Consider the following 25,898-nt stretch of genomic DNA (forward strand, 5'->3'; position numbering starts at 1 on the left):
ATATGGTGAATAGATGTGGATGTTTTATATTTTCTTTTTTTCATCAGTTTTGGTTCCATACTTCTGAACCATTACCGAAGTAAGTGCTGCCAGAATAATACATATAAAAAGGTCTGATTTTTCCGGATGATAGATTTCCTGGTAAATATTATACCCTAAAAGCATAGAGACAACAAAGATCAAAGCACTGTTGGCTGATGCGTGCTGATTGTTGCAAGCAGAAGTTTTCATAATGATATTTTTTATTGTTGTTTACACAGTATGTATGACAATTCAGAATATGTTACAGAAAAATTTCAAAAAAATAAAAAATATCTTCCCATATCCAAAACCTGTACTTTGCATCCTGTAACTCGCCTTCTGCCTATCTGTAATCAATCCTGTTAGACTCAGTGTCTTCAAGCTGTTTAAGAATAGATTCCGGAATTTCATCACTATCAATAGGGAAGCTGATGGAATCCGAAATAAAACTTTTTCTGTCAGCCTTCCGGAAGATTTCAAACAGGGCAATAGGTTCTTGGTTAAAACTGATACATGTGCTGATAAAGTGAAGTTCATGCAGCTTATAGTCTGGGTTTTTAAGCTTTTCCTTGCTGTCTTTTATTCTGGATATAAAATGCCTTTGCCGGATAAAAGTATTGCTGTTCATGATGATAAAAACATAATCAGAGTAAGCCGTTACTTTTCCGAAATATTTATGATGATCTCCACCACTTCTTTCTATAAAATATTCTCCGGTGGTATCAGACTTGTAGATTTCCATAGCAGAACGCCAGATCCTATCTTCCCGGGCCTGTGTGGGATTTTCTGGGAGATTTCTGTTGTATGAATACCAACAGCCTACAAGACGGTCTAAAAGTGCCGTATTCTGATTCACATTATTCATATCAATCTTAAGATCATTAAAGTTGAAAGATTCCGTATTGGAATTGATAAAATCAATATAATTGGAGTATCCTAAAACCCTGACAATCAAACTTAGTTTCGCAAGATTCGGCCTGCTTACAATTGCATTTTCATTCTGGTTAAATTTTTTAAGTTTATTGATAATCAGATGTTCATAAAGATAATGGGTTCCCAGGAGATCAAGGGCTTTCTTTACTCCTTGTTCCGAATGTTCATTGGTAATAAGTTCATTAAGCTCAGCACAGATGTAAGACCATTCGGTTTTGGTAACATCTTCCCAATGATTTTTCTTTAAAAAATGTCTACTTAGGAAATTCATGAGCTTCTCAAGATGCAGAATATCTTCCTTTTTCATATTTAGATTTTGTAAGACTAATTTAAGATTTTTATCAAACCAAATACGATTTTTGAAAGACTTTTATATTATAGAATCCATTGAAATTTGAGTAGAAAAACAAAAGAAAAACAATGGAAACAAGAATGTTATTAAAAGATGAATCTCTTTGGAACAGAATTCAGGGATTCTCGCTGGATGCTTCCGATGCTGAATTCCCTTTTTCGAAAAAACTGGCCAAAGAAGAAAACTGGAGCCTGGATTTTACCATTAAAGCCATCGAAGAGTATAAAAAATTTGTTTATCTCTGCTGTATCCTTCCCAGTGGAGCTTCCCCAAGTGAAATAGTGGATAAAGTATGGCATCTGCATTTGATTTACACCCAAAATTATTGGGAAGTATTTTGCCCAGATATTTTAAAGAGGCCCTTGCATCACCATCCATCAAGAGGAGGGTTCAGTGAAAAGGTGAAACATCAGCATTGGTTTACAGACACATTAAAAAGCTATCAGGATATTTTCCAGTCTGAGGCCCCTCAGGATATTTGGCTGAATAGAAGTAATACTGAAAAAACAAAAAGTAAGCCGCGAATATGGAAGCTTATCCCATTCCTGATGCTGATCCTGCTGCTTACTTCCTGCCTTGGAGAGGTGATAACAACAATCAGTTCTATCTTCTTCTCCTTCGTAGGAATTATCATTTTTGGAGGAATCATCTCTTCCTTTAAAAAAGGTAAAGACAAGAATAACGGAAACTCCGATTCAAGTTGTGGAGGAAGTAGCTGTAGTGGGGGAAGTAGTTGTGGCGGAAGCTGCGGTGGAGGATGTGGTGGTTGCGGAGGTTGTGGTGGATAAAAATGAATAATCAAAAAAATATTGAATCATGAAAAAGTTATTCATTCATTGTATACCGGTTGTGATAAGTTTTATATGGCTTGTTGCTGAATGTAAGACATTTAATCCGATAATACTGAAAGGACCAGACTTCTTGAAATTCTATTTGATTCTGGTACTTGGATTTTATGTCTCAATCTTTATCGTAAAATCGGCAGGGGAAAGAGTTTCACCAACAATTTTTTATTTTCTAATGGGTATTGGCTGTTTGGGAATTGTCAAACTGATCCGGGGAATCATGTTGGGAAAACCAATTGGCTTCTTAGCTATGATATTAATTGCAGAGTTGGTTATTGCATTTTTATTGATGAGTTGGAAATTCAATGATAAACTCAAACAATAAAAAAACAAACCCGAAACAAAATGCTTCGGGCTTTATATAAGATAGTGGGATTAATTGTTCTCTTTGTCTTTTACTTGCTTATAACCGTATTTTCTGACCATAATGGAGGTAAGAACCACTAAAATAAGGCTAATGGCAATATTCGATTGGTCAGGATGTACAATTGCCTGATAAAGATTGTAGCCGAAAATGGCAGATACCAAAGCGATTAAAATACTGTTGGCAAAAGCATACTGATTTTTTGTAGTTGTTTTCATAATGGTATTTTTTATTGTTATTTACTCAGTAAGTATGACAATTCAAAATACGTTACAGAAAAATTTTAAAATTATTGCTTTTAGAAAAAGAAACCCGAAACAAAAATTGCTTCGGGTTTTATATATCATTAAGTATTGCTCTTAATTTTGTCTGGTTTCTGGTTCAATGAACAGATCAGTATTACGTATCTCACACCTCAAAACCATTACGAAATCACACCACTTCCAATCAGCTCTTCATCCAAATACCATGAAGCAAACTGTCCTTCAGCAATAGCAGACTGCGGCTCTTCAAACTCAACATAAAAAGCGTCTTCAAACTGATAAACAGTTGCTTTCTGTAAAGACTGTCTGTATCTGAATCTGGCCATTACTTCCATAGATTCTCCATTTTGAAGTCTCATATCCTCACGAACCCAGTGAAGCTCGGAATTGTCTATTTTCAAAGCTTTTTTGTAAAGTCCAGGGAAATGATTTCCTTCTCCCACAAAAAGGATATTGTTTTCCATGTCTCTGGATACTATGAAACAGCTTTCTTTATGTCCGCCAATTCCTAATCCTCTACTTTGTCCGATCGTAAAAAATTGAGCCCCTTGGTGCTTCCCGATAACTTTTCCGTCAGTTTTTTTATAATTGATTTTTCTTGATAAGAAGTTAAGTTCTTCCTCCTTATTAGAGAATTCAGGTGTTTCTTCAGCAAATAAAGGCGAGTCTTTGAAAATTTCTACAATTTCTCCTTCGTTTGGTTTAAGTTGTTGCTGTAAAAACTGTGGCAGGCTCACCTTTCCGATAAAACATAATCCCTGAGAATCTTTTTTATCAGCCGTTACCAAGCCAATTTCTTTTGCAATCTCTCTTACCTGAGGTTTGGTAAGCTCTCCGATAGGAAATAAAGCTTTTGATAACTGATCCTGATTTAGCTGGCAAAGGAAATAAGACTGATCTTTATTGTTATCCTTTCCTGCCAAAAGATGGAAAATTTCCTTTCCATTTTCATCAATAGTAGAATGTACTCTTGCATAATGCCCTGTTGCAACTTTATCGGCGCCTAAAGACATGGCAGTCTTCATAAAAACATCGAATTTTACTTCTCTGTTACACAATACATCAGGATTCGGAGTTCTCCCTCTTTGATATTCCTCGAACATATAATCTACAATACGTTCCTTGTAAAGTTCGCTCATATCGATTACCTGAAATGGAATTCCCAGCTTCTGGGCTACCATTAAAGCATCATTACTGTCTTCGATCCACGGACATTCATCTTCCAATGTTACCGAAGCATCATTCCAGTTTCTCATAAACAAAGCCACTACTTCATGACCTTGCTGTTGTAGCAAATATGCTGTAACACTCGAATCTACACCTCCTGAGAGGCCTACTACTATTTTCATTGTATTTCAATTTTACGAAACTCTTAACGGGAGTTCTTAGTTTGACGCGGCAAAAATACAACTAAATAAATTCGTAAAAAAACCATAATTTTAAACATTGATAAAAACGATAGGAATATCAAAGCCGCCAATCATGAAGTTTACAACATCCAAAAGCAGGTTGAATAAGGATGGTTTATAGATTTTAGAACAAAATAAAATATTTAAATATGAAAAAGTTTATTATTTCTACGGTGCTGGTCGTTTCCGGATCTGCATTTTCCCAGGTTTCAATAGGGACGCCAATACAGGAAAATAACAAATGGACCTTTGGGGGAGGAATAGGTCTTGGATTTGGAAGCAACAGTTCATTTTATCTGCAGGCTTCTCCAAGAGTAGGATATCGTCTTACTGAAGATCTTGAAGCGGGGGCTGTGGGAAGTGTTTCCTGGCAAACCTCAGATTATTATAGATCCACGATGTTTGGGATAGGGCCTTTTGCCAACTATTATATTGCCCGCTCATTTTATTTAAGTGCCAACTTTCAGCATTACTTCATCAATTATAAAGATAAATACTATGATTATAAGTACAACAGAGAGGAAAATGCATTATACCTTGGTGGTGGATACATGCAGAGAATTGGCAACAATTCTTTTATGCAGATTGGGTTAATGTATAATGTACTTTGGAAAGAGAATTCAAGTGTATTTTCAAATGGTCTGGTTCCGAATATTGGATTTGTGGTTGGACTTTAGGATCTGTCCAGATCTTTTCAAAAGTATAGGAAAGACTTTTGGGGTGATTCAATAGAAGAGAAGTAGCTTAGATTCTTCCTTCATCAGAATGACATTATGCTGTTTACACATAATCTCGGCAGATTTTCAAGATTACGCAGATGATTTCAAACATCACAATATAAATTCAACAGGGATGGGCTTTAACCAAAACCTATAAAAAGCAAAAAGCACCGGGAAAATCCCAGTGCTTTTTTATTAAAATTAAATTATTTATTTAAGATTGAGGCGAAGATTTTTCAGCCGCTGATTTCTTAGGCTTTGAAGTTTTTCCACCTACTAACCCGTCTTTTGCTTCGTTAAGCTCAAGAACTACAGTTTCACCTTCGTTCAGTTGTTTATTCACAAGCATTTCTGCTAATAAATCCTCAATGTACTTCTGGATGGCTCTCTTCAATGGTCTTGCACCGAAGTCCTTATCCCATCCTTTTTCAGAAATAAAGTCTTTTGCTTCCTCGGTTAATTCCACTTTATAACCTAACTTTTCAAGTCTGCCATAAAGCTTGTTAAGCTCGATATCAATGATTTTCTTGATGTCATCCTGTACAAGAGAGTTGAAGATCACAATGTCATCAATTCTGTTTAAGAATTCCGGAGCAAATGCTTTTTTAAGGGCATTTTCAATGGTACTTCTTGCTCTTGAATCTGTATTGGTTTTTTTAGCTGAAGTTCCGAAACCTACACCATCTCCGAAATCTTTAAGATCTCTTGTTCCAATATTGGACGTAAGAATGATGATTGTATTTCTGAAGTCGATTTTTCGACCTAAACTATCGGTAACGTGACCTTCATCCAGAATTTGCAACAGGATATTGAATACATCCGGGTGAGCTTTTTCAATCTCATCCAAAAGAACCACAGCATAAGGTTTTCTTCTTACCGCTTCAGTCAGCTGACCACCTTCTTCGTATCCAACGTATCCCGGAGGCGCACCTACTAATCTTGAAACAGCGAATTTTTCCATGTATTCACTCATATCAATTCGGATCAAAGACTCATCGGACTCAAAAAGCTCTCTCGCCATTACTTTGGCAAGCTCAGTTTTACCAACCCCTGTTGTTCCAAGGAAGATAAATGTACCAATCGGACGGTTTGGATCTTTAAGGCCTGCTCTGTTTCTTTGAATAGCTTTCACTACCTTTTTCACAGCATCTTCCTGACCGATAACTTTTCCGTTAAGTTTTTCATCCATTTGAGCCAGTTTATCAAGTTCGTTCTTACCAACTTTCGTTACTGGAACCCCACTCATCATAGAAACTACTTCCGCAACATTTTCTTCGCTTACGGTTTCTTTTTTCTCTTTTACATCCTTATCCCATTTGTCCTGGGCAGCATTTAGTTCCATCTGAAGACGTTCTTCTTCATCTTTAAGCTTTCTTGCCTCAAGATAATCCTGAGCTTTCACCGCTTTTTGTTTCAATTCCTTGATCTCTTCAATTTTCTTTTCAAAATCAATGATTTCCGTAGGAACTTTCATGTTCTTGATGTAAACTCTTGACCCTGCCTCATCCATCGCATCAATAGCTTTGTCCGGTAAGAAACGATCTGTAATATATCTCGATGTCAAATTGACACACGCTGTAATGGCTTCAGGCGTATAAATTACATTGTGATGCTCTTCATACTTATCCTTAATCTGGTTCAAAATCTGAATGGTTTCTTCAATAGAAGTAGGTTCCACCATTACTTTTTGGAATCTTCTTTCTAAAGCCCCGTCTTTTTCAATATATTGACGGTATTCATCCAGAGTAGTTGCTCCAATGCATTGAATCTCACCTCTAGCCAACGCGGGTTTGAACATGTTGGATGCATCTAAACTTCCTGTAGAACTTCCTGCACCTACAATGGTGTGAAGCTCATCAATAAATAAGATGACATCTCTGTTTTTTTCCAGCTCAGTCATAATGGCCTTCATTCTTTCTTCAAACTGACCACGATACTTAGTTCCTGCTACTAAACTAGCAAGGTCTAATGTGATAACACGTTTTCCGTAAAGAACTCGGGAAACTTTTTTCTGCTGAATTCTTAAAGCTAACCCTTCCGCAATTGCAGATTTACCAACTCCGGGCTCCCCAATAAGAAGCGGGTTGTTTTTCTTTCTACGGGATAAGATCTGAGATACTCGCTCAATTTCTTTCTCACGTCCGATTACTGGGTCTAATTTTCCATCCCTTGCTAGAGATGTTAAATCTCTACCAAAGTTGTCCAACGTAGGAGTTTTGCTTTTTGCAGAGCCTAGATTTCCTGTAGGCTTTCTCATTTGCTCAAATTCCTCTCTTTCATCATCGTCATCATAAGCACTCATTTGTGGTGACTGCCCGGAATTTTTAAGCATAGTCTGGTACTCTCTTGAAACACCTTCATAGTCGATGTCATAAGCTCCCAAAATATTTGAAGTAGGATCCTCATATTTATATAGAATACCTAAAAGCAGGTGAACGGTATTAATTTCATTGCTTTTGTATTGTCGGCATTCTAACTCCGCACGTTTAATAGCATGATCTGCCATTTTGGTGAAAGAAATATTGGTAACCTCCTCAGAAATAGGATTAAGACTTGCTGTATTTAGAGTTTCAATTTTTCTTCTGATTTGTGTTAAATCCGCATTGAGGTTTTGAAGGATTTCTTTTGCAGAGTTTTCCGTTTTTATAATACCTAAAAGTAGATGTTCTGTATTAAGAAATTCACTTTTCAGCCTCTTAGCTTCGCTTTTGCTTTGTTTGAACACCTGGCTCAAACCTTGTGAAAACTTATAATCCATAATATATCTCATTAGAATAAAAGCAACATTGCCATTTATTCATTATCTAAATTACAAATATTTTACCAAAAATCAATAAATGACTTTATGGCAGAAAAAATTTTATTATCTTATTGAAAATGATTAAGTTTGTTATCATTAAAAAATCTCAATGAATCCTGAAATTATCACTTACGTCGGATACTCAGCCTCAGTTTTTATCGTATTGAGTTTCATACTGAAAGATGTAAGAAAAATCAGAATTGTTAACATGATTGGCTGTGCCTGTTTTGTCATTTATGGTTTCTTTAGCGGACCTTTATGGCCGGTCATCATCCCGAACGGGCTTATTTGCTTTATTCAAATCTATCATTTATTGCTTGGAAAAAAAGCTTAATGAAGAAAAAAATCATCACATCCGCCTTCAGTAATTTGTATACAGACCAGCGTATTGAAAAGGTATGCCGGACTTTACATGAAAATGGGTATGATATTGAATTGATTGGAAATGATTGGAACGGAGCTGAAGAAATGCAGCGCCCTTATCCGTTCTCACGAATTCATTTGGCCTCCAAAAGTCTGAAAACGGCTTACTTTGAATTTAACTGGAAGCTCTACTATGAGCTCAAAAAAAAGGCAGATCAAAATACAATTCTTCATGCCAACGATATTGATGCGTTGTATCCCAACTATCTTATTGCTCAGAAATTAAATATTCCTTTGGTTTTTGACAGTCATGAAATTTTTTCGGAAATGCCTGTTGTTCAGGGCAAAATGTCACAAAAATTGTGGCGGTATGTCGAAAAGACTGTTATTCCAAAGTTGATATGGATGATTACAGCAAGCGGAAGTTACGGAAAATGGTTTGAAAAAAAATATGGCATAAGCCCGGTGATTGTTCAAAATTCGCCCAGAAGATTTGATTTTAATCTTGATATTCCTGAAAATAATCCTAAAATACTTTTGTATCAGGGAGCTATTAACCCTTTCAGGGGAATTGACAAAGTGATCCTTGCCATGCATCATATGGATCATGTACAATTGAAAATTGCAGGCGATGGTCCAAGAAAGAAAGAATATGAAGAGCTTGTAGTGAAAGAAAGCCTTCAGGATAAAGTTCAGTTCCTTGGAAAATTAAAACCCGAAGACTTAAGAAAGGTTACACTAACTGCTGACTGCGGAATGAGTATTGAAGAGAATGGGGGAGACAGTTACCTGTATTCTCTGCCAAATAAGGTTTTAGATTGTATTCAGGCAAGAGTTCCTGTGATTTTGTCAAACCTTCCCGAGCTTCAGAATATTAAAAATCAGTTTGATGTGGGTGAGTTAATTAAAGATCATCAGCCGAAAAACATTGCAGCTGCAGTAAAGAGAGTTTTAGCAAATGGAAGAATTAATTATCAGCCGGAACTGGAAAAAGCATCTAAAGTACTTTGTTGGGAGAATGAAGAAATAAAACTATTGCAGGTTTTTCAGAAAGCTTCTAATTCGTTAGGCTTTAAGCAATAGACTATTTTCATAGCATAATATTCCTGAAATTAGCTTGGGAACTAACACTTTAGGTCTAAAGCATAATTTACTATCTTTGCATAAAGAAATTTGATTTACAATGACCATTAAGGAAAAACAGCAGGAAATTATCGACGAATTTGCGTTTCTTGACGATTGGGAGCAGAAATATGAATACATCATTGATCTTGGAAAAGAACTGAAAGGGCTTTCGGCAGATAAGAAAACAGATGAAAATCTGATTAAAGGCTGCCAGAGTAAAGTTTGGATTGATGCTGAATTTAAAGAAGGTAAACTTTTCTTTGATGCAGATTCAGACGGAATTTTACCAAAAGGTATTGTTTCTCTTTTGGTGAGCATTTACAGTGGGCATTCTACTCAGGAAATTTTAGATTCTGACTTTGAATTTATCTCAGAAATCGGATTACAGGAATTCCTTTCACCATCCAGAGCTAATGGGTTGATGGCCATGACTAAACAAATTAAATTTTACGCAGTAGCTTACCAGCTGAAATCATAATCGTGACCAGAATTTTAGCATATCGTTTTTCTGCATTTGGAGATGTTGCCATGACGGTTCCTGTTTTTAAGGAATTTTTGGAGCAAAATCCCGGTGTGGAGATTGTAATGGTTTCAAGAAAGAACTTTGAAGCATTGTTTGCAGGTGTTCCTAATGTTATATTTAAAGGAATTAATGTAGATGATTATAAAGGGTTCTTTGGACTGAGAAGATTGGGAGATGAATTGATTAAAGAATTCAAACCGGATTATATTGCCAACCTTCATGATGTGATCAGAACCAAAATCTTGGATAAAATCTACAGGAGAAAAGGATTGAAGGTTTTCAAAATAAATAAAGGGAAAGAAGAAAAAGAACATCTTACTGATGTCTGGAATTTGGATAAAGTTCAATTAAAAAAAACAGTTGAACGTTATGCAGATGTTTTCCGTGAAATGGGTTTTAAGGTAGAGCTTTCACAAAAACTCAGACCGGTGTCGGAGCATAAATCAGGAATTGGGTTTGCTCCTTTTGCTCAACACAAAGGAAAAATGCTTCCACTGGAAAAATCATTTGAATTAGCCAGGCTTTTGGCTCAGAAACACACAGTATACTTCTTTGGAGGCGGAAAAAAAGAAACAGAAACCCTTGAATCCTGGGAAAGCAAGATTCCTAATACCAAAAGTCTTTCCGGAAAATTAAGCCTTAACGAAGAACTTCAGAAGATCTCAGAACTGGAAGTAATGATTTCTATGGACTCCGCGAATATGCATTTGGCAAGTCTTATGGGAACTCGATGTGTTTCTATATGGTGCGCAACACATCCTTACGCCGGATTTTTAGGATTCGGACAGAGTGAAGATGATGTGGTGCAGGTAAAAGATCTTTCCTGCAGACCATGCTCCGTTTTTGGAGATAAAGAATGTTATAGGGGAGATTGGGCATGTCTTGAAGAATTCAGTATCCAAAAAGTAGTTGAGAAAATCTGACATCATGAAGCTGTCAATCTGTATTCCTGTCTATAATTTTGATGTCCGTGAATTGGTTTTTGATTTAAAAAAAGAAATTGACAGCCAGGGATTAGACGCAGAAATTATATTGATAGATGATGCGTCTGATGCTGCTTTTAAATCAATCAACAAAGAACTTCAGAGCCAGGTGAAAAAACTGGTTTTCCTGGAAGAAAATATAGGGCGTTCCAGAATCCGTAATCTCTTTCTGCAATATTCTTCGGGGAACTATCTTTTATTCCTTGATTGTGACGTTAAAATAGCTGGGAAAACTTTTCTGTGGAATTATATATCCGAAATAAATAGACAGCCGAATTTAGAGCTTATTTACGGAAGCTTTACAATTGATCCCCAATATGCATCAACTCTTAGAAACAGGTATTCTGTGGAAAGAGAAATTTTTTTTGGCAGTAGGTCCTATGATTTTTCATTATTTAAAACCGTTAATTTTATTATCTCAAAAAAAGTTTTTGCAAAATTCCCTTTTAACGAAACGCTGACAGAATATGGATATGAAGATTTCGTTTTTGCCAAACTCCTTGAGCAAAATAAAATAAAATTCTTGGCTATGGCTAATCCTGTTATTCATGTTGATGATACCAGTAATGCTATTTTTATGGAGAAAGCGGAAATAGGGATGGGGTCTTTATTCAGGCTTTCAAAAAATCCTAAAAACAGTGCTTTTATTAAGGATATTAAGGTGTATAAAGCAGCAGTAATATTGAAACAGTTTGGGTGTATTCCATTGTTTCTCTCCATTTATAAAGTTTTTGAGAATAGGGTAAAAACGAATCTTCTTTCAAAGAGTCCCAATATACGGTATTTTGACTTTTATAAATTGGCTGTGTTGATAAGAAAGATGAAATAAAACGAACTCTCATGAATAGGAGAGAAGTATTAAAAATAAAAAAATCTCCCAGTTTCCTGAGAGATTTTGTGGGCCCTGAGGGATTCGAACCCCCGACCCTCTGGGTGTAAACCAGATGCTCTGAACCAACTGAGCTAAGAGCCCGAATTTTTTGAAAGGTTTCGTTTCCTTTTTTGTGGGTCCTGAGGGATTCGAACCCCCGACCCTCTGGGTGTAAACCAGATGCTCTGAACCAACTGAGCTAAGAACCCTCTAGACTTTGTTATTGTTTCCTCGTTTAGAGTGGTGCAAATATACAACTTATTCTTTAAACTCCAAATTTTTTTCTAAAAAATCTCCAACAACAAAGTTACTTCCGCCAATAAAAATCATTTCTTCGTTTGTACATCGTTCTTTTGCAGATAGATATGCTTCCTGTACGGAATTAAAAATTTTATAAAAAATTTTCGCCTCCTGAAGTAAGTTTTCATAATCCTCGGGGTGTCTTCCCCTGTTGATGGATGGTTTGGCAAAATAAAACTCAGAATTTTCAGGAAGTAAATTCATCACTTCATCTATTTTTTTATCATTTACAAACCCCAAAATGACATGCTTGTGCCTGTCAATTGAATTTAATTGTGAAAAAACATACTCCAAACCAGCCTGATTGTGTCCCGTATCACAAATAGTAAGCGGATTTTTTGAGAACTCAAACCAACGCCCAATGAAGTTTGTGTTTTGATGAACATTCAGTAATCCGTTCTCCAGATCCTTATCAGTAATATTGATGTGTTGTTTTCTTAGCTCTTCAATAATGGCCAAAACTACACGGATGTTCTTTTTCTGATAATTTCCTTTCAAATCAGAAGAAAGATCAGTATGAAGTAGAGTAGCATCTATAAAAGGAGCGTCTTCCTTCATTGCTTTTTCTCTGATGATTGTTTTTACAGTTTCATTTTCATCACCCGAGATAATTGGAGTGTTCATTTTAATGATTCCGGCTTTTTCAGCTGCTATTTCTTCAATAGTATCTCCTAATATATTCTGATGATCAAGTTGAACATTCGTAATAGCAGAAACCAAAGGCTTTATAATATTGGTAGAATCCAGTCTTCCCCCTAAGCCCACTTCAATGATTGCAAAATCTACCTGCTGCTGATAAAAATATTCAAAAGCCATGATGGTGGTAAACTCAAAGAATGATGGTTTGATGTCTTCCGGAATATTTTTAAGCTTCTGAATAAAATCAAAAACAAACTCTTTATGACAGTTTTTACCGTCCACTTTAATACGTTCTGTAAAATCAATAAGATGGGGAGAATTATATAAACCTACTTTGTAACCGGCTTCCTGAAGGACGGATGACAGCATATTACTTGAGGATCCCTTTCCATTGGTACCGCCAACGTGGATGCATTTTATTTTATCCTGTGGGTTTCCAAAGTAAGCACAAAGCTTAATGATATTGTCAAGTCCTGGTTTATAAGCCTTCTGTCCATCTATCTGATAGTTGGGCATCTGTACAAAAAGCCAGTCGATAGCTTCCTGATATTGTTCGTTTGTCATGATACAAAATTCTCAAAAGTTTTATTAAAATGAAACTATTTTTTTCAATCTGTAACTTTTTTATATTTACTTCGTCTAATAGGGAAAAATCTTAATATAAAATCGCTGGGGTTTGCTAGTATAAATACTGATGAAGATGACGCGATTCTATATGACCATTAAAAATAAATAAACATCTACATAATATGAAAAAAGTTTGGATTATCGTTTTTGGATTAAGTTGTCTGGGTTTAAGTGCTCAGAAGAAATGGTCCTTAAAAGAATGTGTAAGCTATGCAGTGGAGCATAATCTTCAGGTTATCCAAAATCAATATACCAAGCAAAACCAGGAATATAATCTTAAAGCAGCCAAAAAAGATTATTTGCCTTCTGTATCGGGGAGTGTGATGAATGGTGTGAGTTTTGGACAAGGATCATTAGGAGCAGGAAGTTATAGAAATGACAGATTCAATAACAGTATTGGGGTAAGTGCTGATGTTTTGGTTTACAATAATGGAAGATTAGAGAAGAATGTAAGAAAGCTTCAGTTTGATGTAGAAGCTAGTCAATATGATATAGAAGCCATCAAAAATGATATCTCTGTACAAATTGCCCAACAATATTTAACAGCTTTGCTGAACAAAGAAATTGTTAAGATTTCTCAAAGTGCTGTAGAAAATGCTAAAAAGCAGCATGACAGAGCGAAGATAACTACTCAGGTTGGCACTACCGCTCAGACTGTTTTAGCAGAAGCAGAAGCGGCATTGGCGAGAGAAAAGCAAAATCTTAAAACAGCAGAGGTTAATGTAGGAAGAGCTTTGTTCGCAATCGCTCAGCTTTTACAGCTTTCAGATTATAAAGATTTTGATGTAGAAAATGTAGATATTCCTGAAGCATTAGATTCACAGTTGGTAACTGCTGACGAGGTTCTTACAAAAGCTTATGATGTACAACCTCAGATAAAAGCTGCCGAAAGCAGAATAAGATCTGCCGAAGCACAAACAGAGGTAAGTAAAACAGCATTCTGGCCTACATTAACAGCTAGTGCTGGTCTTAATACTTTCTACAATAGATCATTTAATGTTCCTCCAGGTATTGTTCAGGGAACTTTTTTTGAACAATATAAAGATCAGTTTGGGCAAAATGTAGGGCTATCTCTTAATATCCCTATTTTCAATAAAGGGAAAACAAAACTACAGGTTGAGCAGTCTAAGCTGAATGAAAGCGTGAGTAAAATTACCCTTGAACAGCAGAAACAGACGGTAAGACAGAATATACAGAAAGCTCAGTTTGATGCTGATGCCAATTATGAATCATACCTTGCCGCATTAGAAGCTGAAAAAAGTTCCAAGTTGGCTCTTGATTTTGCAGATAAAAGCTATGCTGCAGGAAAAACAACCATTTACGACGTTAACGTTGCAAGAAATAATTATGCAAATGCACAGGGATCAGTAGCACAGGCGAAATATAATTATCTTTTCAGCCTTAAATTATTGAATTTCTATGCTGGAATTCCACTAAGTTTGTAAAATGTCTATCCAATCGTTAGAAAAATATTTACCACAAAATACACTTAATTATTTAAGAATTTGGTTTTCAGATTATTATATTCATATAAAAGTCACTAGAAACAGAAATTCTAAACTGGGAGATTACAGAAAACTTCCAGACAATTCTCATGAAATTACGGTAAACTCAACGCTTACCCCACAACTTTTTTTCTTTGTGCTTACCCACGAGCTGGCACACCTCATTGCTTTTGAAAAATACGGACGAAGAATCTCTCCGCATGGAAATGAATGGAAAGAAACCTTCAGAAATATGCTGCTTGAAAGCCTTGAGATTTATGATGAAGAGCTGAAACCTGTCATCGTAAAATTTTCAAAATCGCCCAAAGCTAATTTTATGGCGAGTCCTGATCTGGTTAGATATTTTCATACTGAGAAGCAGGATGATAGTCTCCATTTTATCGAACAGCTTCAAAAGGGTGAATTTTTTATATATCGTAACGAAAAGTATTTATTAGAGGGTCTGATTAAAAAAAACTATCTTTGTAAGAACCTGGCTACTGGAAGGAAGTATTCTTTCAAACCTTTAGCAAGGGTAGAAAAATGTAGCTAAGAATGTTAAAATCAGATAGATATTGTGTGATAATGGCTGGAGGGATCGGTAGCAGATTCTGGCCCATGAGTACACAGAAGTTTCCAAAACAGTTTCAGGATATTTTAGGAACGGGACGTACCATGATTCAGCAAACTTATGACAGAATCAGTAAAGTAATTCCTAAAGAACATATATTCGTTATTACCAATAAAGAATATGTTGCACTTTCCCATCAACAGCTTCCGGAAATTCCTGTAGAGAATATCGTGGGTGAACCTCTGATGAAAAATACAGCAGCCTGTAATCTTTACATGGCTAATAAAATTGCTGAAATCAATCCAAATGCGACTATGATTGTTCTTCCAGCTGATCATTTAATACTGAAAGAAGATGTATTTCTGGAAAAAGTAATACTGGCATTTGACCTTGCTTCTAAACATGACTATCTGGTAACATTGGGAATAACTCCTACAAGACCTGATACAGGATATGGATATATTCAGTTCGTAGAAAAGAAAAATGCAGAATATTTCAAAGTAAAAACATTTACAGAAAAACCGATTTTAGAAATTGCCCAAAGCTTTTTGGAGAGTGGTGACTTCCTTTGGAATGCTGGGATTTTTATATGGAATATCAAAAGTATTCATCATGCATTTGAAATCCACCTTCCTGAGATGACACAGCATTTTATGGCTTGTGAGTATAATTCAGATAAAGAAAATAGCTGTATAGAAACCATTTACCCGAAGGTTCAGAAAATTTCCATTGATAATGGAATTTTAGAGAAAGCTAAAAATGTATATGTTATTCCATCAGATTTAGGTTGGAGTGACCTCGGAACATGGACTTCTGTCTATGAAAATACAGAAAAAGATGAGGATGGAAATGCAGTGAAACTAAAGCATTTACTTGCTTATAATTCAAAAGGAAATATTATCCGGTTAAAAAATAATAACAAGGCGGTTATTATTGATGGCCTTGAAAACTATATTGTGGTAGATACAGACAAGGCTCTTCTTATTTGCCCTAGAGACAACGACCAATTAATTAAGGATTATGTCCTGGATCTGAAAAGTTTCAAGAAAGGAGATAAGTTTATGTAGTATTTGGTATCTTTTATGCTTATTTTAGGCTATGATTAAATTTACACTTCGATTCACGACTTTAGCACTTTTGCTTTTTACCATCCTGGGATATGCTCAGGAAAAGAAAAAGTTTTCAAGTATCCCTAATATGTTACAGAGAATTGAACCTGATGATAAGGTAGATTCTTGGGTTTTGGTTTACAATAGCTATGGAAAAGGAGAGGAGATCAAAATTTCTGGAAGTAAAATGAGCTATACTCCTCAGTTTTCCGGGTTTAATCTATTTCCTAACGAAGACAGTTTTTATTATATAGCCTACTCTTCGGGTGGGAAAATTAATTATATTCTTGATACAGAGGCGTTAAAAGCTTTTGTAGGAAAGGCAGACAATGCCCAGGAAGCCGCAATAATACTGGCTTCTGATGGCTATATGATGGATGAAGAATTCAAGGACCTTGCGGGCAATTATCATGAAGATCAAAAGAATTACTATCTGGACCTTGGAAAATTAACATCAAAAGAATGTCCTTATCAGAAAACACATTACACATTAACGGTTAATAAAACTACCGGGCTTGTAACGAATGTAAAAGATAACGGTACCTATATTGAACTTTACAATAAAAAATGTGCTAATAACCCAAGACTGTTAAAGGTCGAAAAAAAAGAAGAACCAAAGAAAGATGAGCCTCAAAAAACATCAAAGCGCAGATAATACCTATGAAACTGAGCGATTAATACTTCGCCCAATGTCTGCTGAAGACAGAGATTTTATTTTTGAACTTTATAATAGACCTAAATTTATTCAACATATCGGAAACCGAAATGTGAATACCGTTGAAGATGCTGAAAACTATATTCTGAATAGATTTGCTCCACAGATTGAAAGACTGGGATATGGAAACTACCTTTTAGTAACCAAAGATAGTAATGAAAAAATAGGCGCCGTTGGAATCTTTGAAAGAGAAGGTCTTGATGTTGTAGATATCGGATATTCATTATTGGAAGAGTTTGAAGGAAAAGGATATGCTTTTGAAGCTGCTCAAAAGGTGAAATCCATCGGGATGGAAGATTTTGGTTTGTCAAAAATATCTGCCATTATTTCAAAAGATAATGTTTCTTCACAAAAGCTAATTGAAAAGCTAGGGCTGAAGTTTAAAAAATATGTTACACTTCCCGGCGAAACGGAAGAATTAAATTATTACGAAACAGAATAAGATCAAACATTATAATACAAAAAATCCACAAAGACTAATATTTGTGGATTTTTTCTTTTTATCAGTACTGAAAATTACCCTTCTAAGATTTGCTCAGCAGCTGTTTTGGAAGTTACTTTTTCAATAACTCTGGTGCACACTCCATTTTCATCAAAAATAAATGTGGTTCTTACAATTCCCATGTACGTTTTACCAAACGTCTTTTTCTCCTGCCAAACCCCGAATTTTTCAATAATATCACGGTTTTCATCTGCAATAAGATCATAAGGAAAAGCAAATTTACTATGAAAGTTTTTCTGCTTTTTTACAGAATCTCCACTCACTCCCAATAGCTGATATCCTGCTTTTTCAAGTTTGGAATAATTATCACTTAGATTGCAGGCTTCCACAGTACATGTTGGAGTGCTAGCTTGAGGATAAAAGAAAACAACAAGTTTCTTTCCGATTAATTTTGATGAAGATATTGCTTCTCCATCCTGATTTGTTCCTTCAAATTGAGGTAATTTATCTCCAACTTTCAGCATAATGATTTATTTTTGTTCAAATTTAAGGGTAAAATGACAAAAAAGCAAAGAGCCGAGCTCGTTCAGATAGAACTGGATAAATTGTATCCTACAACGCCTATTCCTCTGGATCACACGGATCCTTATACTTTAATGGTTGCTGTTGCCCTTTCTGCGCAGACAACAGATAAAAAAGTAAATGAAGTTACCCCAAACCTTTTCGAGGTAGCCGGAACTCCACAGAGAATGGCAAAGCTGGAAGAGTTCCAGATCAAAGAATTAATTAAAGAAATAGGATTATCCAATACCAAAGCCAGGAACTTAAAAAGAATGGCTGAACTATTACTGGAAAGACACAATGGTATTGTTCCGCAGACTTATGAAGAATTAGAAGCGCTTCCGGGCGTAGGACACAAGACAGCATCTGTAGTGATGAGCCAAGGGTTTGGATTTCCTGCTTTTCCTGTAGATACCCATATTCATCGCTTGATGACACAGTGGAAACTTACTTCCGGTAAAAATGTAGTGGAAACAGAAAAGGATGCAAAGAAATTATTCCCGGAAGAAGTATGGAACAAACTCCATCTTCAAATCATTTTCTATGGTAGAGAATATTCTCCGGCAAGAGGAAAAGGGGAGAAGGACTTTATTACTAAAATGATGTTTGAGAAGTAAAAATCCTGATGTTGTACGAAGCAAAATTCCCCTTCTTTGAAGGGGTGGATTTTTGCTTAGCAAAAAGACGGGATAGTTTAAATGACTAAATATCCAATAACCTTCTATGGTAATTAATCTGTCCCAAATGATAATCCAGATGCGTAATAAGATGAATCAGAAAATAGCCGGTTGTCATGGGTTCCTCAAAAACGATCAGTGGATATTCTTTTTCCATTTCGGTCTCCGGAAGTTGGCTTAAAACTGAATCTATCATAATTGTCATGGATTCAATTTTTTCAATAAGTTCGCTTCTTGGAATGTCCTTTAGTGAAAATTCAAGTTCACGATGCCTTACATAGTCTGTATTTCCCAGCTGCGCTCCAATGAAATGATTAAGATTTCCTATAAGGTGTAAACACAGATTTCCTGCGGAATTGGAAATATTTTTATCAATCTTCCAGAGATTTTCTTCGTTTTGATAAGCTTCGATTTCTGCTTTTAATTTGTTTAGGTCTCTTTGATAAAGAGAGCGTAGAGGTGCTGTGATCATTGTGATTGGATTTAAATTAAAAAATGGGACATTTCTTAACTGTCCTGTTTGTGGATTATTTTTGTTTTTTTGCCCAAAGCTCCATCTTTCTGTTCAGAACATCCAATGGAAGGCATCCCTGACTTAATACTTCATCATGGAAGCTTGCCAGATTAAACTTGTTGCCAAGCTCTTTCTGATATTTTTCTCTCAGTTCACGGATTCTTAAAGACCCGATTTTATATCCTAAAGCCTGTCCCGGCATCGCCATATATCTTTCTACTTCAGCTACTGCAGCTCCTTCATCATAAGAAATATTGCTCAGGAAGTATTTAATAGCTTCTTCTCTGCTCATTTTTCCGGTGTGCAAGCCTGTATCTACTACCAATCTTACAGCTCTCAGCATCTGATCGCTTAAATAACCCATTTTCTGGTAAGGATCTGTATAAAGACCAAACTCAGGGCCTAACGTCTCACAATAGTGTGCCCATCCTTCACCATAGGCACCAAACCATCCAAATCTCATAAATTTCGGAAGCTTTGTATTCTCCTGTTGAAGAGAAACCTGATAATGGTGCCCCGGAATTGCCTCATGTAAAAACAGAGATTCCATTCCTGAAGTAACATTAAATTTAGTAGGATCAGGAAGTGGCACGTAGAAAATACCCGCTCTTTTTCCATCAGGAGTTCCCGGAATATATTCTGCACTTGCACTGGCTTCTCTGAATTTCTCTGTCTGTCTGATCTCAAACTTTGTTTTTGGAGTTACATTGAACATAGTCTTCAACTTGGGTGTAATCTTTGCCAGAATACTGTTGAATCCATCTAAAACCTCTTTAGAAGACTTATAAGTCATAGCTTTTGGATCCGTTTTCACAAAAGTGATAAATTCTTCCAGTGTTCCTGTAAAGCCAACCTGCTGTTTCACTTTTTCCATCTCTGCACGAAGCATAGCCACCTGCTGTTGCCCTATTTTGTTGATCTCTTCAGGAGATTTTTTCGTGGTAGTCCAGCTTTTTACATAATAACCATAAATTTCATTTCCGTTGGGAAGGCTGTTGTATCCATCTGTATCTCTACCTTTTGGTAAATATTCTTTTTCTAGAAATGTTCCCATTTTAGTATAGGCAGGAATAATTTTTTTAGTGATTACATCCTTATAAAGAGCTGAAAACTTATCTTTTTGAGCCTGAGTAAAATTCTTTGGGAAGTTTTTAATGGGACCGTAGAAAATATTCTTTTCCATATCCTGAGTCGTGATTTCCTCCGCTTTCATTTGAGGAATCATTTTAACAATCAGTTTTTTAGGAAGAACCACTTTATTGGTGATCCCATCACGGAAGTTGTCAGCTGCTGCATTCATCCATTCCGGGAATTTTTCCATTCTTTTGAGCCAGTCGCTGTAGTCTTTTTCTGTTTTGAAAGGCTGGCTTCCCTGTCCGCTACCATACAACGGGAAATTTAAAGGAAGGCCTCCAAACTGGGTAAATGGAATATATTCCGGATGATAGGCATGGGCTTCAATTTTATCTTTTAAAGTATAATCCAATACATCATATACTACTTTATCTTCATCAGAAAGAGCCTTGTAATCTACGTTATCCAGCTGCTTTTGTACAGAATTATAAAAAGCAACTTCTCCTGAGATGAAATCTTTATCAATATTAATGGGAAGTTGGTCATTATATCTTAGATCTCCCTGAGCTGTAGCATCTAAAGGATATAGTTTAAGATACTGTTCATAATAATTGGATGCAATAGAATCCAGATTGGTAGGAGTTACCTTCGTAAGGGGAGAATCGGTCTTTTTGCACGAGGCAACGCCGATCATCAACCCCAGTCCCAGAATACTTTTCGATAAAACACTTTTCATTTTCAGAATCTTTATAAAACAAAAGTAAGTATTATTGGGAGATTCAGACCCATTGAATGAATTGATTTTAAAAAATAATATTCAAAATCCTTTTCACATTAAATCAATTTTTTATCTTTGTCTAAAACGTTTAACAATCATATTATTACAGTTCTTTTTTAAGAAAAAATGAAAGGGATTTTAAAAATTTACCATCCGGACGAAACGCTAAAATACAATATTAGAAATACTTATTGTAAAGCAGTTTACAGCAACCAGCAACATTTTTTAGAGGTTGAAATTATTACGGATGACAGTTTGGATCACGTAGATGATGATTCATTACAGTACAACTTTCCGCAGCTTTCACTTGAGGTCTTCGATTTTCCTATCGACTCTGCGGAAATAGAAGGAAAAACATTCAAAATCAATGATTCTGACGAGGACTCCTATACAGAGGTAGATCTTTTCGATGATGAAGATGCCTATGTCTATGACAATGAGCTTCTCTTTGAGAAAAATGAAGAAGGAGAGCTTCAGGTGATATGGAAGGGAACCATTGTTGATTTCTATACCGGATCTGATACTCCGATTCCTTTTAGGCTAAAATGCGAGTTCAAACAGGATGATATAGAAGTAGACGAAGACTAAGCGCTGCTTATCATTCTTTTTAATACCAGATTTCTTTTCAAAATTTCTTTTTGGAAAGAAATTTGCTGTTTATAAATCATAACAAACTTTAAGTTGTTTTTAAGCAATTTTTAAGAGAGCAATTCATAATATTCCACTACATTTGTCGTTGAAACTTTAATAAAATTCATATTTAATGCTGTTAACGGAACTTTCTCAGATTTTATTTGCACAAATCACTACCCCTGCAGTTGCCGCAGACAATTTAGAATTTTCATTCTGGAAAATCATGTTTCATGGAGGAGCCTTCGCTAAAATAGTGATGGCAACTGTATTACTGTTGGGAATATTTTCTTTGTACCTGTTTTTTGAAAGATTTTTCTTTATTAAAAGAGTAACTTCTAAAACAGACTCCAACTTCATGAATAATATAGAAGACTTTATTAAGGAAGGAAAAATAGAAGCTGCCGCAGATTATTGTAAAACGCAGAACTCTCCGGAAGGAAGAATTCTTGAAAAAGGAATTTCAAGATTGGGACGTCCTGTTTCTGATATCGTAAGTGCTATGGAAGCTCAGGCTCAGGTAGAAGTTGCCAATATGGAGAAAAACCTGAATCTCTTAGCTGTAGTACCGAGTATTGCACCTATGTTAGGGCTTTTAGGAACGGTAATCGGGATGATTATTGCCTTTTTTAACTTATCACATGCAACCGGATCTTTCTCTCCGAAAACACTTTCGGAAGGTATTTATACAGCTTTAGGACAAACGGCAGTAGGTCTTGCAGTGGCAATCCCGGCAAACTTCTGTTACAATATTCTTTTGACAAGAATTGACAAGTTTGTACTGAAGGCTCAGAATATGTCCGGAGAATTTTTAGACCTTATCAACAAACCTTTATAAATCTTTCTTAAGATGAAAATTCAGAGAAGAAATAAAGCAAATCCGGAATTCAGTTTAGCCGCGATGACAGACGTTATCCTGTTGATGCTGATATTCTTTATGATTACCTCGTCTGCAGCCAATCAAAGTGCTATAGAGGTGAATCTGCCAAAAGCCGGAGCGGTTGAAGATAATATTCCCAATCCTGTTATCGTAAGTATTAAGCCGGACGGATCTTATTTTGTGGATGATAATCCTGTAAACAGAGGAGAATTGGAGCAGATCATTGCAGATAAACTAAACGGGCAGGCCAATAAATCTTTCACGATCAGGGCTGATGAAAACACGATGCATAAGGATGTTGTTTTTGTAATGGAAATCGCTGAAAAACATAAATTTAACATTGCTATTGCAACCGTTAAAGATAAATAAATGCTAAGAATCATTTTTTAAGATGAGAAGCTACATAGCAAACAAAAACGAGGAGAACCGAGATCGGGTAAAGAGCGCATTGCTTTCTATTCTGATTTGGGCTGCCATTCTGCTTTTTGTTTTTTACTATAAATTAAAGCCCGAACTGGATAAAGAGCCCGAAGTAGTAACCACCATGTTGGTAAACTTCGGAGATAACAGAAACGGAAACGGTGTTGAAGAGCCTGCTGAACAGCCGGGAAGCCTGGCTGCTGAGACAGAAGTTGTAACACCGGAGCCTGTAGAAGTTCCTGTTCCTGAAACAAAAACAGAAGTAAAGCCGGAACCTGTAGTAAAACCTGAGCCGAAGAAAGCTGAAGTGAAGGAAAAAGTTATTACTGGAAATAATTCAAAAAATACGGTTCCTAAAAAAGAGGAATCTAAAAAAGCAGAAAAAAAGGAGGCTACGAGCACAAGTACTGCTAAGAACACTAAAAAATCAGGGACTGCCAAAACCAATTCAAAAACCGGAAACGGTGACGGACAAGGAAATGCCGCGATTGGTAAGTTTCTAGGTGGAAAAGGACAGAAGCCAGGAGGGCAGGGAGACGGAAATGGTCCTGGGAACGCAGGAGATCCTTTAGGTGGAGAAGGAAATGGTGACAGTAAAGTAGGAATTGATAGAAAACTGGTAGGATATATTCCCGGAACTATGGGGAGAGGTGGAGCGCAACCGTCTCACAGCTGTACAGCCAGTGGTTCCATCACGGTTGCCTATACTGTAGATAAAGCCGGAAATGTGGTGTCTGCAAGAAGAGCAGGAGGAATTTCAGATCCTTGTGTATCATCTACATCCGTTGCCTGGGTGAAGAAATATGTAAAAGCGGAAAAAGCCAATGTTTCTTCCAGCGGAACTTATAAAATTACATTCTAAAAATACAAAAGCACTTTATTCAAGTGCTTTTTTTAATTCATTTATTCTGTTGATAATGGGAAGAGCAAAGATTCCGCTGGTCTGTAGATACTGCTCATAGAATGTTTTTGCCTTATCCTGAAAGTCTTTATTCTGATCTTCTCTGCTTTTGAAGTAGAAAAGGTTTCCCAGCATTTCATAATAGTCTTTACGATCTCTTTCCTGTCTTTCATTAACAAGGGCGATCATTTCTTGCTTAGTCATTGAAGATACTTCCGTAAAATTCATTTTGAAGATATCTCTCATCAAAGTATCAAAGTCCAGTTCTTTCTGGAGTAAACTTTCTTCCGGTTTATCCAGAATTAATTTTTCCAGAGCCTGTGTCAGCTGACGGATGAGTCTTAGTGTGAATTCTTTATCTGTAATCATTAGGTGGTTTAAGGTTTTGAGTTTAGTGTTTAAAGTTGTTTGATAAACGGGCAAGTAGTCTTAATTAAGCAAAAAACAAATACGCAAGCGCTATAGAAGTGATAATTCCTACTAAATCAGCCAAAAGCATTGCAATTACCGTATATCTTGTGTTCTTTATGGCTACGGCACCAAAGTAGACTGCAATCACATAAAACGTGGTATCTGAGCTTCCCTGAAGTACGGCTGCTAATTTCCCCTGAAAACTGTCTGCTCCAAAAGTTGCCATAGTATCAACCATCATTCCTCTGGCTCCGGAACCGGATAAAGGTTTGATTAATGCGGTTGGAAGCCCATCCACAAATCTTGGATCAAGATGAGCTACATTGGCTACCCATTTCATTCCGTCAATGATAACATCAAAAACTCCGGAAGTTCTTAATAAGGAAATAGCGATGAGCATTCCAACCAGGTAAGGAATAATCTTTACGCAGGTCGTAAACCCTTCTTTTGCACCTTCAATAAAGGCGTCAAAAACGTTAATCTTTTTATAAACGGCTCCAAGTACAATGGCAAGGAAAATAAAGAGAATAAGCCCATTACTTAATACTTTACTGAAATCATCAAGTTCGTCTTTACTCAATTGCACAAGATAGACAACCAATAACCCGATAATTGCTGAAATTCCGCCAACATAAGCGATAACTACCGGGCGAAGAAGATTGATCTTTTGATATAAAGAAACAATAATCATGGCTGCCAAGGTTGCGGCAAAGGTAGCAATCATACAAGGAAGGAAGATGTCAGTAGGTGTTTTGGATCCCATTGATGCTCTAATGGCAATAATTGATACCGGAATAAGCGTCATTCCTCCTGCGTGGAGGCATAGGAACATGATCTGTGAATTGCTGGCGGTATCTTTATTAGGATTTAAGGTCTGAAGACTCTCCATTGCTTTTAATCCGAACGGAGTGGCTGCATTATCCAGTCCCAGGAGATTGGCACTGAAATTCATCAGCATGTGCCCAAATGCAGGGTGATTTTTAGGGATATCAGGAAATAATTTAGAAAAGAATGGTTGAATAAACCTACTCAAAAGGTTGATTCCACCTGCTTTTTCTGCAATACTCATGAATCCCATAAAAAGAGTCATAATTCCAATCAATCCAATGCAAATTTTTACGGCAGTTTCTGAAGTTCCTATAACTCCATCAGCTTCCTGAACACGGTAAACCTTTACATTCTGCTTTAAAGAATCTGTTTTATAGTGAATTCTGCTGTCTGCAAAATCATTTTTCTTCATCAGGCTGTCCTTCACAATTGGTGAGAGCGTACTCATAGGCTGTGTTGCGATTTTCACAGTATCACCGCCTTTTCCAACCACCATATCATTGAAAATGGTTTTGTAATGACTTGACGAAATGTATTTTATACTGGCAATGGCAATGGCAATGATAATGAATGCCGACCAAATTCTGCTGAGAACCATTAGATTGATTTAATTGTTTAAACTTATCAAAAATACTTTAAACCACAAAAGTTACAAAAGAATTAAACAACTAAGTTTCTATAAAGTTTCTGTTGTAGGGCTGAAAAGGACATTTAAGTTTTTGGAAATCTTGGATTTCAACTTTTCTATGCTGATTTATTTTACCAC

Annotated in this window: 29 protein-coding genes and 2 tRNA genes; 18 read left to right on the forward strand and 13 right to left on the reverse strand. The window is 36.2% G+C overall.

Annotation, left to right across the window (positions count from 1 at the left end; all coding sequences use genetic code 11):
- Window positions 1-24: 24 nt before the first annotated feature.
- Both J2772_RS12135 and J2772_RS12140 read right to left on the reverse strand, forming a co-directional pair.
- Complete coding sequence (locus J2772_RS12135; RefSeq protein ID WP_209916980.1) at window positions 25-231, reverse strand: hypothetical protein; 207 nt, start codon at window positions 229-231, stop codon at window positions 25-27.
- 133 nt (window positions 232-364) lie between these two features.
- Window positions 365-1,261, reverse strand: a complete 897-nt coding sequence (locus J2772_RS12140) for a hypothetical protein (protein WP_209916982.1) — start codon at window positions 1,259-1,261, stop codon at window positions 365-367.
- A 113-nt stretch (window positions 1,262-1,374) separates the two neighbouring features.
- Between J2772_RS12140 and J2772_RS12145 the strand changes: the two genes are divergently transcribed.
- Window positions 1,375-2,094 (forward strand): glycine-rich domain-containing protein, encoded by a 720-nt coding sequence (locus tag J2772_RS12145; RefSeq protein ID WP_209916983.1) that lies wholly within the window; start codon window positions 1,375-1,377, stop codon window positions 2,092-2,094.
- Window positions 2,095-2,122: 28 nt separating this feature from the next.
- Window positions 2,123-2,476: a hypothetical protein gene (locus J2772_RS12150; protein ID WP_209916985.1), complete on the forward strand. Its 354-nt coding sequence runs from the start codon at window positions 2,123-2,125 to the stop codon at window positions 2,474-2,476.
- A 50-nt stretch (window positions 2,477-2,526) separates the two neighbouring features.
- On the opposite strand, the gene J2772_RS12155 is transcribed toward J2772_RS12150, so the two are convergent.
- Entirely contained in the window at window positions 2,527-2,733 is a 207-nt protein-coding gene (locus tag J2772_RS12155) for a hypothetical protein (protein ID WP_209916986.1), read from the reverse strand.
- A gap of 206 nt (window positions 2,734-2,939) precedes the next feature.
- Window positions 2,940-4,127: a tRNA 2-thiouridine(34) synthase MnmA gene (gene mnmA, locus J2772_RS12160; protein WP_209916988.1), complete on the reverse strand. Its 1,188-nt coding sequence runs from the start codon at window positions 4,125-4,127 to the stop codon at window positions 2,940-2,942.
- A 209-nt stretch (window positions 4,128-4,336) separates the two neighbouring features.
- On the opposite strand from mnmA, the gene J2772_RS12165 reads away from it, so the two are divergent.
- A complete protein-coding gene (locus J2772_RS12165; protein WP_209916990.1) occupies window positions 4,337-4,864 on the forward strand; it encodes a hypothetical protein in 528 nt (175 codons plus the stop codon).
- Between the two features lie 256 nt (window positions 4,865-5,120).
- Here J2772_RS12165 and J2772_RS12170 read toward each other — a convergent pair whose 3' ends face one another.
- Window positions 5,121-7,664 (reverse strand): ATP-dependent Clp protease ATP-binding subunit, encoded by a 2,544-nt coding sequence (locus J2772_RS12170; protein ID WP_209916992.1) that lies wholly within the window; start codon window positions 7,662-7,664, stop codon window positions 5,121-5,123.
- A 151-nt stretch (window positions 7,665-7,815) separates the two neighbouring features.
- Between J2772_RS12170 and J2772_RS12175 the strand changes: the two genes are divergently transcribed.
- The 5 genes from J2772_RS12175 to J2772_RS12195 all read left to right on the forward strand — a co-directional run bounded on the left by J2772_RS12175 (window position 7,816) and on the right by J2772_RS12195 (window position 11,529).
- The gene (locus tag J2772_RS12175) at window positions 7,816-8,040 is read left to right on the forward strand and encodes a uroporphyrinogen decarboxylase (protein ID WP_068941119.1); all 225 of its coding nucleotides are present in this window, start codon (window positions 7,816-7,818) and stop codon (window positions 8,038-8,040) included.
- Window positions 8,040-9,152, forward strand: coding sequence for a glycosyltransferase family 4 protein (locus J2772_RS12180; protein WP_209916994.1), 1,113 nt, complete (start codon window positions 8,040-8,042; stop codon window positions 9,150-9,152). Before J2772_RS12175 ends, J2772_RS12180 begins: the two co-directional genes overlap by 1 nt.
- A gap of 100 nt (window positions 9,153-9,252) precedes the next feature.
- The gene (locus J2772_RS12185; RefSeq protein ID WP_209916996.1) at window positions 9,253-9,672 is read left to right on the forward strand and encodes a SufE family protein; all 420 of its coding nucleotides are present in this window, start codon (window positions 9,253-9,255) and stop codon (window positions 9,670-9,672) included.
- A gap of 2 nt (window positions 9,673-9,674) precedes the next feature.
- Window positions 9,675-10,640: a glycosyltransferase family 9 protein gene (locus J2772_RS12190; RefSeq protein ID WP_317194504.1), complete on the forward strand. Its 966-nt coding sequence runs from the start codon at window positions 9,675-9,677 to the stop codon at window positions 10,638-10,640.
- A gap of 4 nt (window positions 10,641-10,644) precedes the next feature.
- Complete coding sequence (locus J2772_RS12195) at window positions 10,645-11,529, forward strand: glycosyltransferase family 2 protein (protein ID WP_209916998.1); 885 nt, start codon at window positions 10,645-10,647, stop codon at window positions 11,527-11,529.
- A gap of 69 nt (window positions 11,530-11,598) precedes the next feature.
- On the opposite strand, the gene J2772_RS12200 is transcribed toward J2772_RS12195, so the two are convergent.
- The 3 genes from J2772_RS12200 to J2772_RS12210 all read right to left on the reverse strand — a co-directional run bounded on the left by J2772_RS12200 (window position 11,599) and on the right by J2772_RS12210 (window position 13,074).
- Window positions 11,599-11,673 (reverse strand) — tRNA-Val (locus J2772_RS12200).
- Window positions 11,674-11,705: 32 nt separating this feature from the next.
- Window positions 11,706-11,780, reverse strand: a tRNA-Val gene (locus J2772_RS12205).
- A 49-nt stretch (window positions 11,781-11,829) separates the two neighbouring features.
- Complete coding sequence (locus tag J2772_RS12210; protein ID WP_209917000.1) at window positions 11,830-13,074, reverse strand: bifunctional folylpolyglutamate synthase/dihydrofolate synthase; 1,245 nt, start codon at window positions 13,072-13,074, stop codon at window positions 11,830-11,832.
- 185 nt (window positions 13,075-13,259) lie between these two features.
- Here J2772_RS12210 and J2772_RS12215 point away from each other — a divergent pair, with 185 nt between their 5' ends.
- Genes J2772_RS12215 through J2772_RS12235 form a run of 5 tightly spaced genes read left to right on the forward strand, consistent with a single transcriptional unit; the run spans window position 13,260 to window position 17,458 of the window.
- Window positions 13,260-14,582, forward strand: coding sequence for a TolC family protein (locus J2772_RS12215; RefSeq protein ID WP_209917002.1), 1,323 nt, complete (start codon window positions 13,260-13,262; stop codon window positions 14,580-14,582).
- A gap of 1 nt (window position 14,583) precedes the next feature.
- Complete coding sequence (locus tag J2772_RS12220; protein ID WP_089735322.1) at window positions 14,584-15,174, forward strand: SprT-like domain-containing protein; 591 nt, start codon at window positions 14,584-14,586, stop codon at window positions 15,172-15,174.
- A 2-nt stretch (window positions 15,175-15,176) separates the two neighbouring features.
- A complete protein-coding gene (locus tag J2772_RS12225) occupies window positions 15,177-16,259 on the forward strand; it encodes a mannose-1-phosphate guanylyltransferase (protein ID WP_245365212.1) in 1,083 nt (360 codons plus the stop codon).
- 31 nt (window positions 16,260-16,290) lie between these two features.
- Window positions 16,291-16,956, forward strand: a complete 666-nt coding sequence (locus J2772_RS12230) for a hypothetical protein (RefSeq protein WP_209917004.1) — start codon at window positions 16,291-16,293, stop codon at window positions 16,954-16,956.
- Entirely contained in the window at window positions 16,925-17,458 is a 534-nt protein-coding gene (locus tag J2772_RS12235) for a GNAT family N-acetyltransferase (RefSeq protein ID WP_209917006.1), read from the forward strand. The genes J2772_RS12230 and J2772_RS12235 overlap by 32 nt, the downstream gene beginning before the upstream one ends.
- 74 nt (window positions 17,459-17,532) lie before the next feature.
- Here J2772_RS12235 and bcp read toward each other — a convergent pair whose 3' ends face one another.
- A complete protein-coding gene (gene bcp, locus J2772_RS12240; protein ID WP_209917008.1) occupies window positions 17,533-17,982 on the reverse strand; it encodes a thioredoxin-dependent thiol peroxidase in 450 nt (149 codons plus the stop codon).
- 33 nt (window positions 17,983-18,015) lie between these two features.
- On the opposite strand from bcp, the gene J2772_RS12245 reads away from it, so the two are divergent.
- Window positions 18,016-18,636 carry an endonuclease III domain-containing protein gene (locus tag J2772_RS12245; protein ID WP_209917010.1) on the forward strand — a complete coding sequence of 207 codons (621 nt, stop codon included), beginning with the start codon at window positions 18,016-18,018 and terminating at the stop codon, window positions 18,634-18,636.
- Between the two features lie 85 nt (window positions 18,637-18,721).
- On the opposite strand, the gene J2772_RS12250 is transcribed toward J2772_RS12245, so the two are convergent.
- Window positions 18,722-19,168, reverse strand: a complete 447-nt coding sequence (locus tag J2772_RS12250) for a DinB family protein (RefSeq protein WP_209917012.1) — start codon at window positions 19,166-19,168, stop codon at window positions 18,722-18,724.
- A 55-nt stretch (window positions 19,169-19,223) separates the two neighbouring features.
- A complete protein-coding gene (locus J2772_RS12255; protein WP_209917014.1) occupies window positions 19,224-21,020 on the reverse strand; it encodes a DUF885 domain-containing protein in 1,797 nt (598 codons plus the stop codon).
- 168 nt (window positions 21,021-21,188) lie between these two features.
- Here J2772_RS12255 and J2772_RS12260 point away from each other — a divergent pair, with 168 nt between their 5' ends.
- From J2772_RS12260 to J2772_RS12275, 4 genes are all read left to right on the forward strand, one after another.
- Entirely contained in the window at window positions 21,189-21,650 is a 462-nt protein-coding gene (locus tag J2772_RS12260) for a hypothetical protein (protein WP_209917016.1), read from the forward strand.
- A 175-nt stretch (window positions 21,651-21,825) separates the two neighbouring features.
- Window positions 21,826-22,530, forward strand: coding sequence for a MotA/TolQ/ExbB proton channel family protein (locus J2772_RS12265; protein ID WP_209917018.1), 705 nt, complete (start codon window positions 21,826-21,828; stop codon window positions 22,528-22,530).
- A 12-nt stretch (window positions 22,531-22,542) separates the two neighbouring features.
- Window positions 22,543-22,941 (forward strand): ExbD/TolR family protein, encoded by a 399-nt coding sequence (locus J2772_RS12270; protein WP_209917020.1) that lies wholly within the window; start codon window positions 22,543-22,545, stop codon window positions 22,939-22,941.
- A 22-nt stretch (window positions 22,942-22,963) separates the two neighbouring features.
- Window positions 22,964-23,854 (forward strand): ferric siderophore ABC transporter substrate-binding protein, encoded by an 891-nt coding sequence (locus J2772_RS12275; RefSeq protein ID WP_209917022.1) that lies wholly within the window; start codon window positions 22,964-22,966, stop codon window positions 23,852-23,854.
- Between the two features lie 15 nt (window positions 23,855-23,869).
- Here J2772_RS12275 and J2772_RS12280 read toward each other — a convergent pair whose 3' ends face one another.
- Window positions 23,870-24,262: a hypothetical protein gene (locus J2772_RS12280; RefSeq protein WP_209917023.1), complete on the reverse strand. Its 393-nt coding sequence runs from the start codon at window positions 24,260-24,262 to the stop codon at window positions 23,870-23,872.
- A 64-nt stretch (window positions 24,263-24,326) separates the two neighbouring features.
- Complete coding sequence (locus tag J2772_RS12285) at window positions 24,327-25,730, reverse strand: nucleoside recognition domain-containing protein (protein ID WP_209917025.1); 1,404 nt, start codon at window positions 25,728-25,730, stop codon at window positions 24,327-24,329.
- Window positions 25,731-25,898 lie beyond the last annotated feature (168 nt).

The sequence above is a fragment of the Chryseobacterium jejuense genome (assembly GCF_017877355.1).
GTDB lineage: Bacteria > Bacteroidota > Bacteroidia > Flavobacteriales > Weeksellaceae > Chryseobacterium > Chryseobacterium jejuense_A.

Bases quoted from the DNA above. Each gene is read 5' to 3' on its own strand.
- J2772_RS12195 (WP_209916998.1), top strand. From the start codon at position 10,645: ATGAAGCTGTCAATCTGTATTCCTGTCTATAATTTTGATGTCCGTGAA.
- J2772_RS12270 (WP_209917020.1), top strand. From the start codon at position 22,543: ATGAAAATTCAGAGAAGAAATAAAGCAAATCCGGAATTCAGTTTAGCC.
- J2772_RS12260 (WP_209917016.1), top strand. From the start codon at position 21,189: ATGAAAGGGATTTTAAAAATTTACCATCCGGACGAAACGCTAAAATAC.
- J2772_RS12275 (WP_209917022.1), top strand. From the start codon at position 22,964: ATGAGAAGCTACATAGCAAACAAAAACGAGGAGAACCGAGATCGGGTA.
- J2772_RS12215 (WP_209917002.1), top strand. From the start codon at position 13,260: ATGAAAAAAGTTTGGATTATCGTTTTTGGATTAAGTTGTCTGGGTTTA.
- J2772_RS12145 (WP_209916983.1), top strand. From the start codon at position 1,375: ATGGAAACAAGAATGTTATTAAAAGATGAATCTCTTTGGAACAGAATT.
- J2772_RS12255 (WP_209917014.1), bottom strand. From the start codon at position 21,020: ATGAAAAGTGTTTTATCGAAAAGTATTCTGGGACTGGGGTTGATGATC.
- J2772_RS12170 (WP_209916992.1), bottom strand. From the start codon at position 7,664: ATGGATTATAAGTTTTCACAAGGTTTGAGCCAGGTGTTCAAACAAAGC.
- J2772_RS12220 (WP_089735322.1), top strand. From the start codon at position 14,584: ATGTCTATCCAATCGTTAGAAAAATATTTACCACAAAATACACTTAAT.
- bcp (WP_209917008.1), bottom strand. From the start codon at position 17,982: ATGCTGAAAGTTGGAGATAAATTACCTCAATTTGAAGGAACAAATCAG.
- J2772_RS12235 (WP_209917006.1), top strand. From the start codon at position 16,925: ATGAGCCTCAAAAAACATCAAAGCGCAGATAATACCTATGAAACTGAG.
- J2772_RS12285 (WP_209917025.1), bottom strand. From the start codon at position 25,730: ATGGTTCTCAGCAGAATTTGGTCGGCATTCATTATCATTGCCATTGCC.
- J2772_RS12245 (WP_209917010.1), top strand. From the start codon at position 18,016: ATGACAAAAAAGCAAAGAGCCGAGCTCGTTCAGATAGAACTGGATAAA.
- J2772_RS12185 (WP_209916996.1), top strand. From the start codon at position 9,253: ATGACCATTAAGGAAAAACAGCAGGAAATTATCGACGAATTTGCGTTT.
- J2772_RS12180 (WP_209916994.1), top strand. From the start codon at position 8,040: ATGAAGAAAAAAATCATCACATCCGCCTTCAGTAATTTGTATACAGAC.
- J2772_RS12155 (WP_209916986.1), bottom strand. From the start codon at position 2,733: ATGAAAACAACTACAAAAAATCAGTATGCTTTTGCCAACAGTATTTTA.
- J2772_RS12225 (WP_245365212.1), top strand. From the start codon at position 15,177: ATGTTAAAATCAGATAGATATTGTGTGATAATGGCTGGAGGGATCGGT.
- J2772_RS12150 (WP_209916985.1), top strand. From the start codon at position 2,123: ATGAAAAAGTTATTCATTCATTGTATACCGGTTGTGATAAGTTTTATA.
- J2772_RS12230 (WP_209917004.1), top strand. From the start codon at position 16,291: ATGATTAAATTTACACTTCGATTCACGACTTTAGCACTTTTGCTTTTT.
- J2772_RS12265 (WP_209917018.1), top strand. From the start codon at position 21,826: ATGCTGTTAACGGAACTTTCTCAGATTTTATTTGCACAAATCACTACC.
- mnmA (WP_209916988.1), bottom strand. From the start codon at position 4,127: ATGAAAATAGTAGTAGGCCTCTCAGGAGGTGTAGATTCGAGTGTTACA.
- J2772_RS12210 (WP_209917000.1), bottom strand. From the start codon at position 13,074: ATGACAAACGAACAATATCAGGAAGCTATCGACTGGCTTTTTGTACAG.
- J2772_RS12165 (WP_209916990.1), top strand. From the start codon at position 4,337: ATGAAAAAGTTTATTATTTCTACGGTGCTGGTCGTTTCCGGATCTGCA.
- J2772_RS12140 (WP_209916982.1), bottom strand. From the start codon at position 1,261: ATGAAAAAGGAAGATATTCTGCATCTTGAGAAGCTCATGAATTTCCTA.
- J2772_RS12250 (WP_209917012.1), bottom strand. From the start codon at position 19,168: ATGATCACAGCACCTCTACGCTCTCTTTATCAAAGAGACCTAAACAAA.
- J2772_RS12280 (WP_209917023.1), bottom strand. From the start codon at position 24,262: ATGATTACAGATAAAGAATTCACACTAAGACTCATCCGTCAGCTGACA.
- J2772_RS12135 (WP_209916980.1), bottom strand. From the start codon at position 231: ATGAAAACTTCTGCTTGCAACAATCAGCACGCATCAGCCAACAGTGCT.
- J2772_RS12175 (WP_068941119.1), top strand. From the start codon at position 7,816: ATGAATCCTGAAATTATCACTTACGTCGGATACTCAGCCTCAGTTTTT.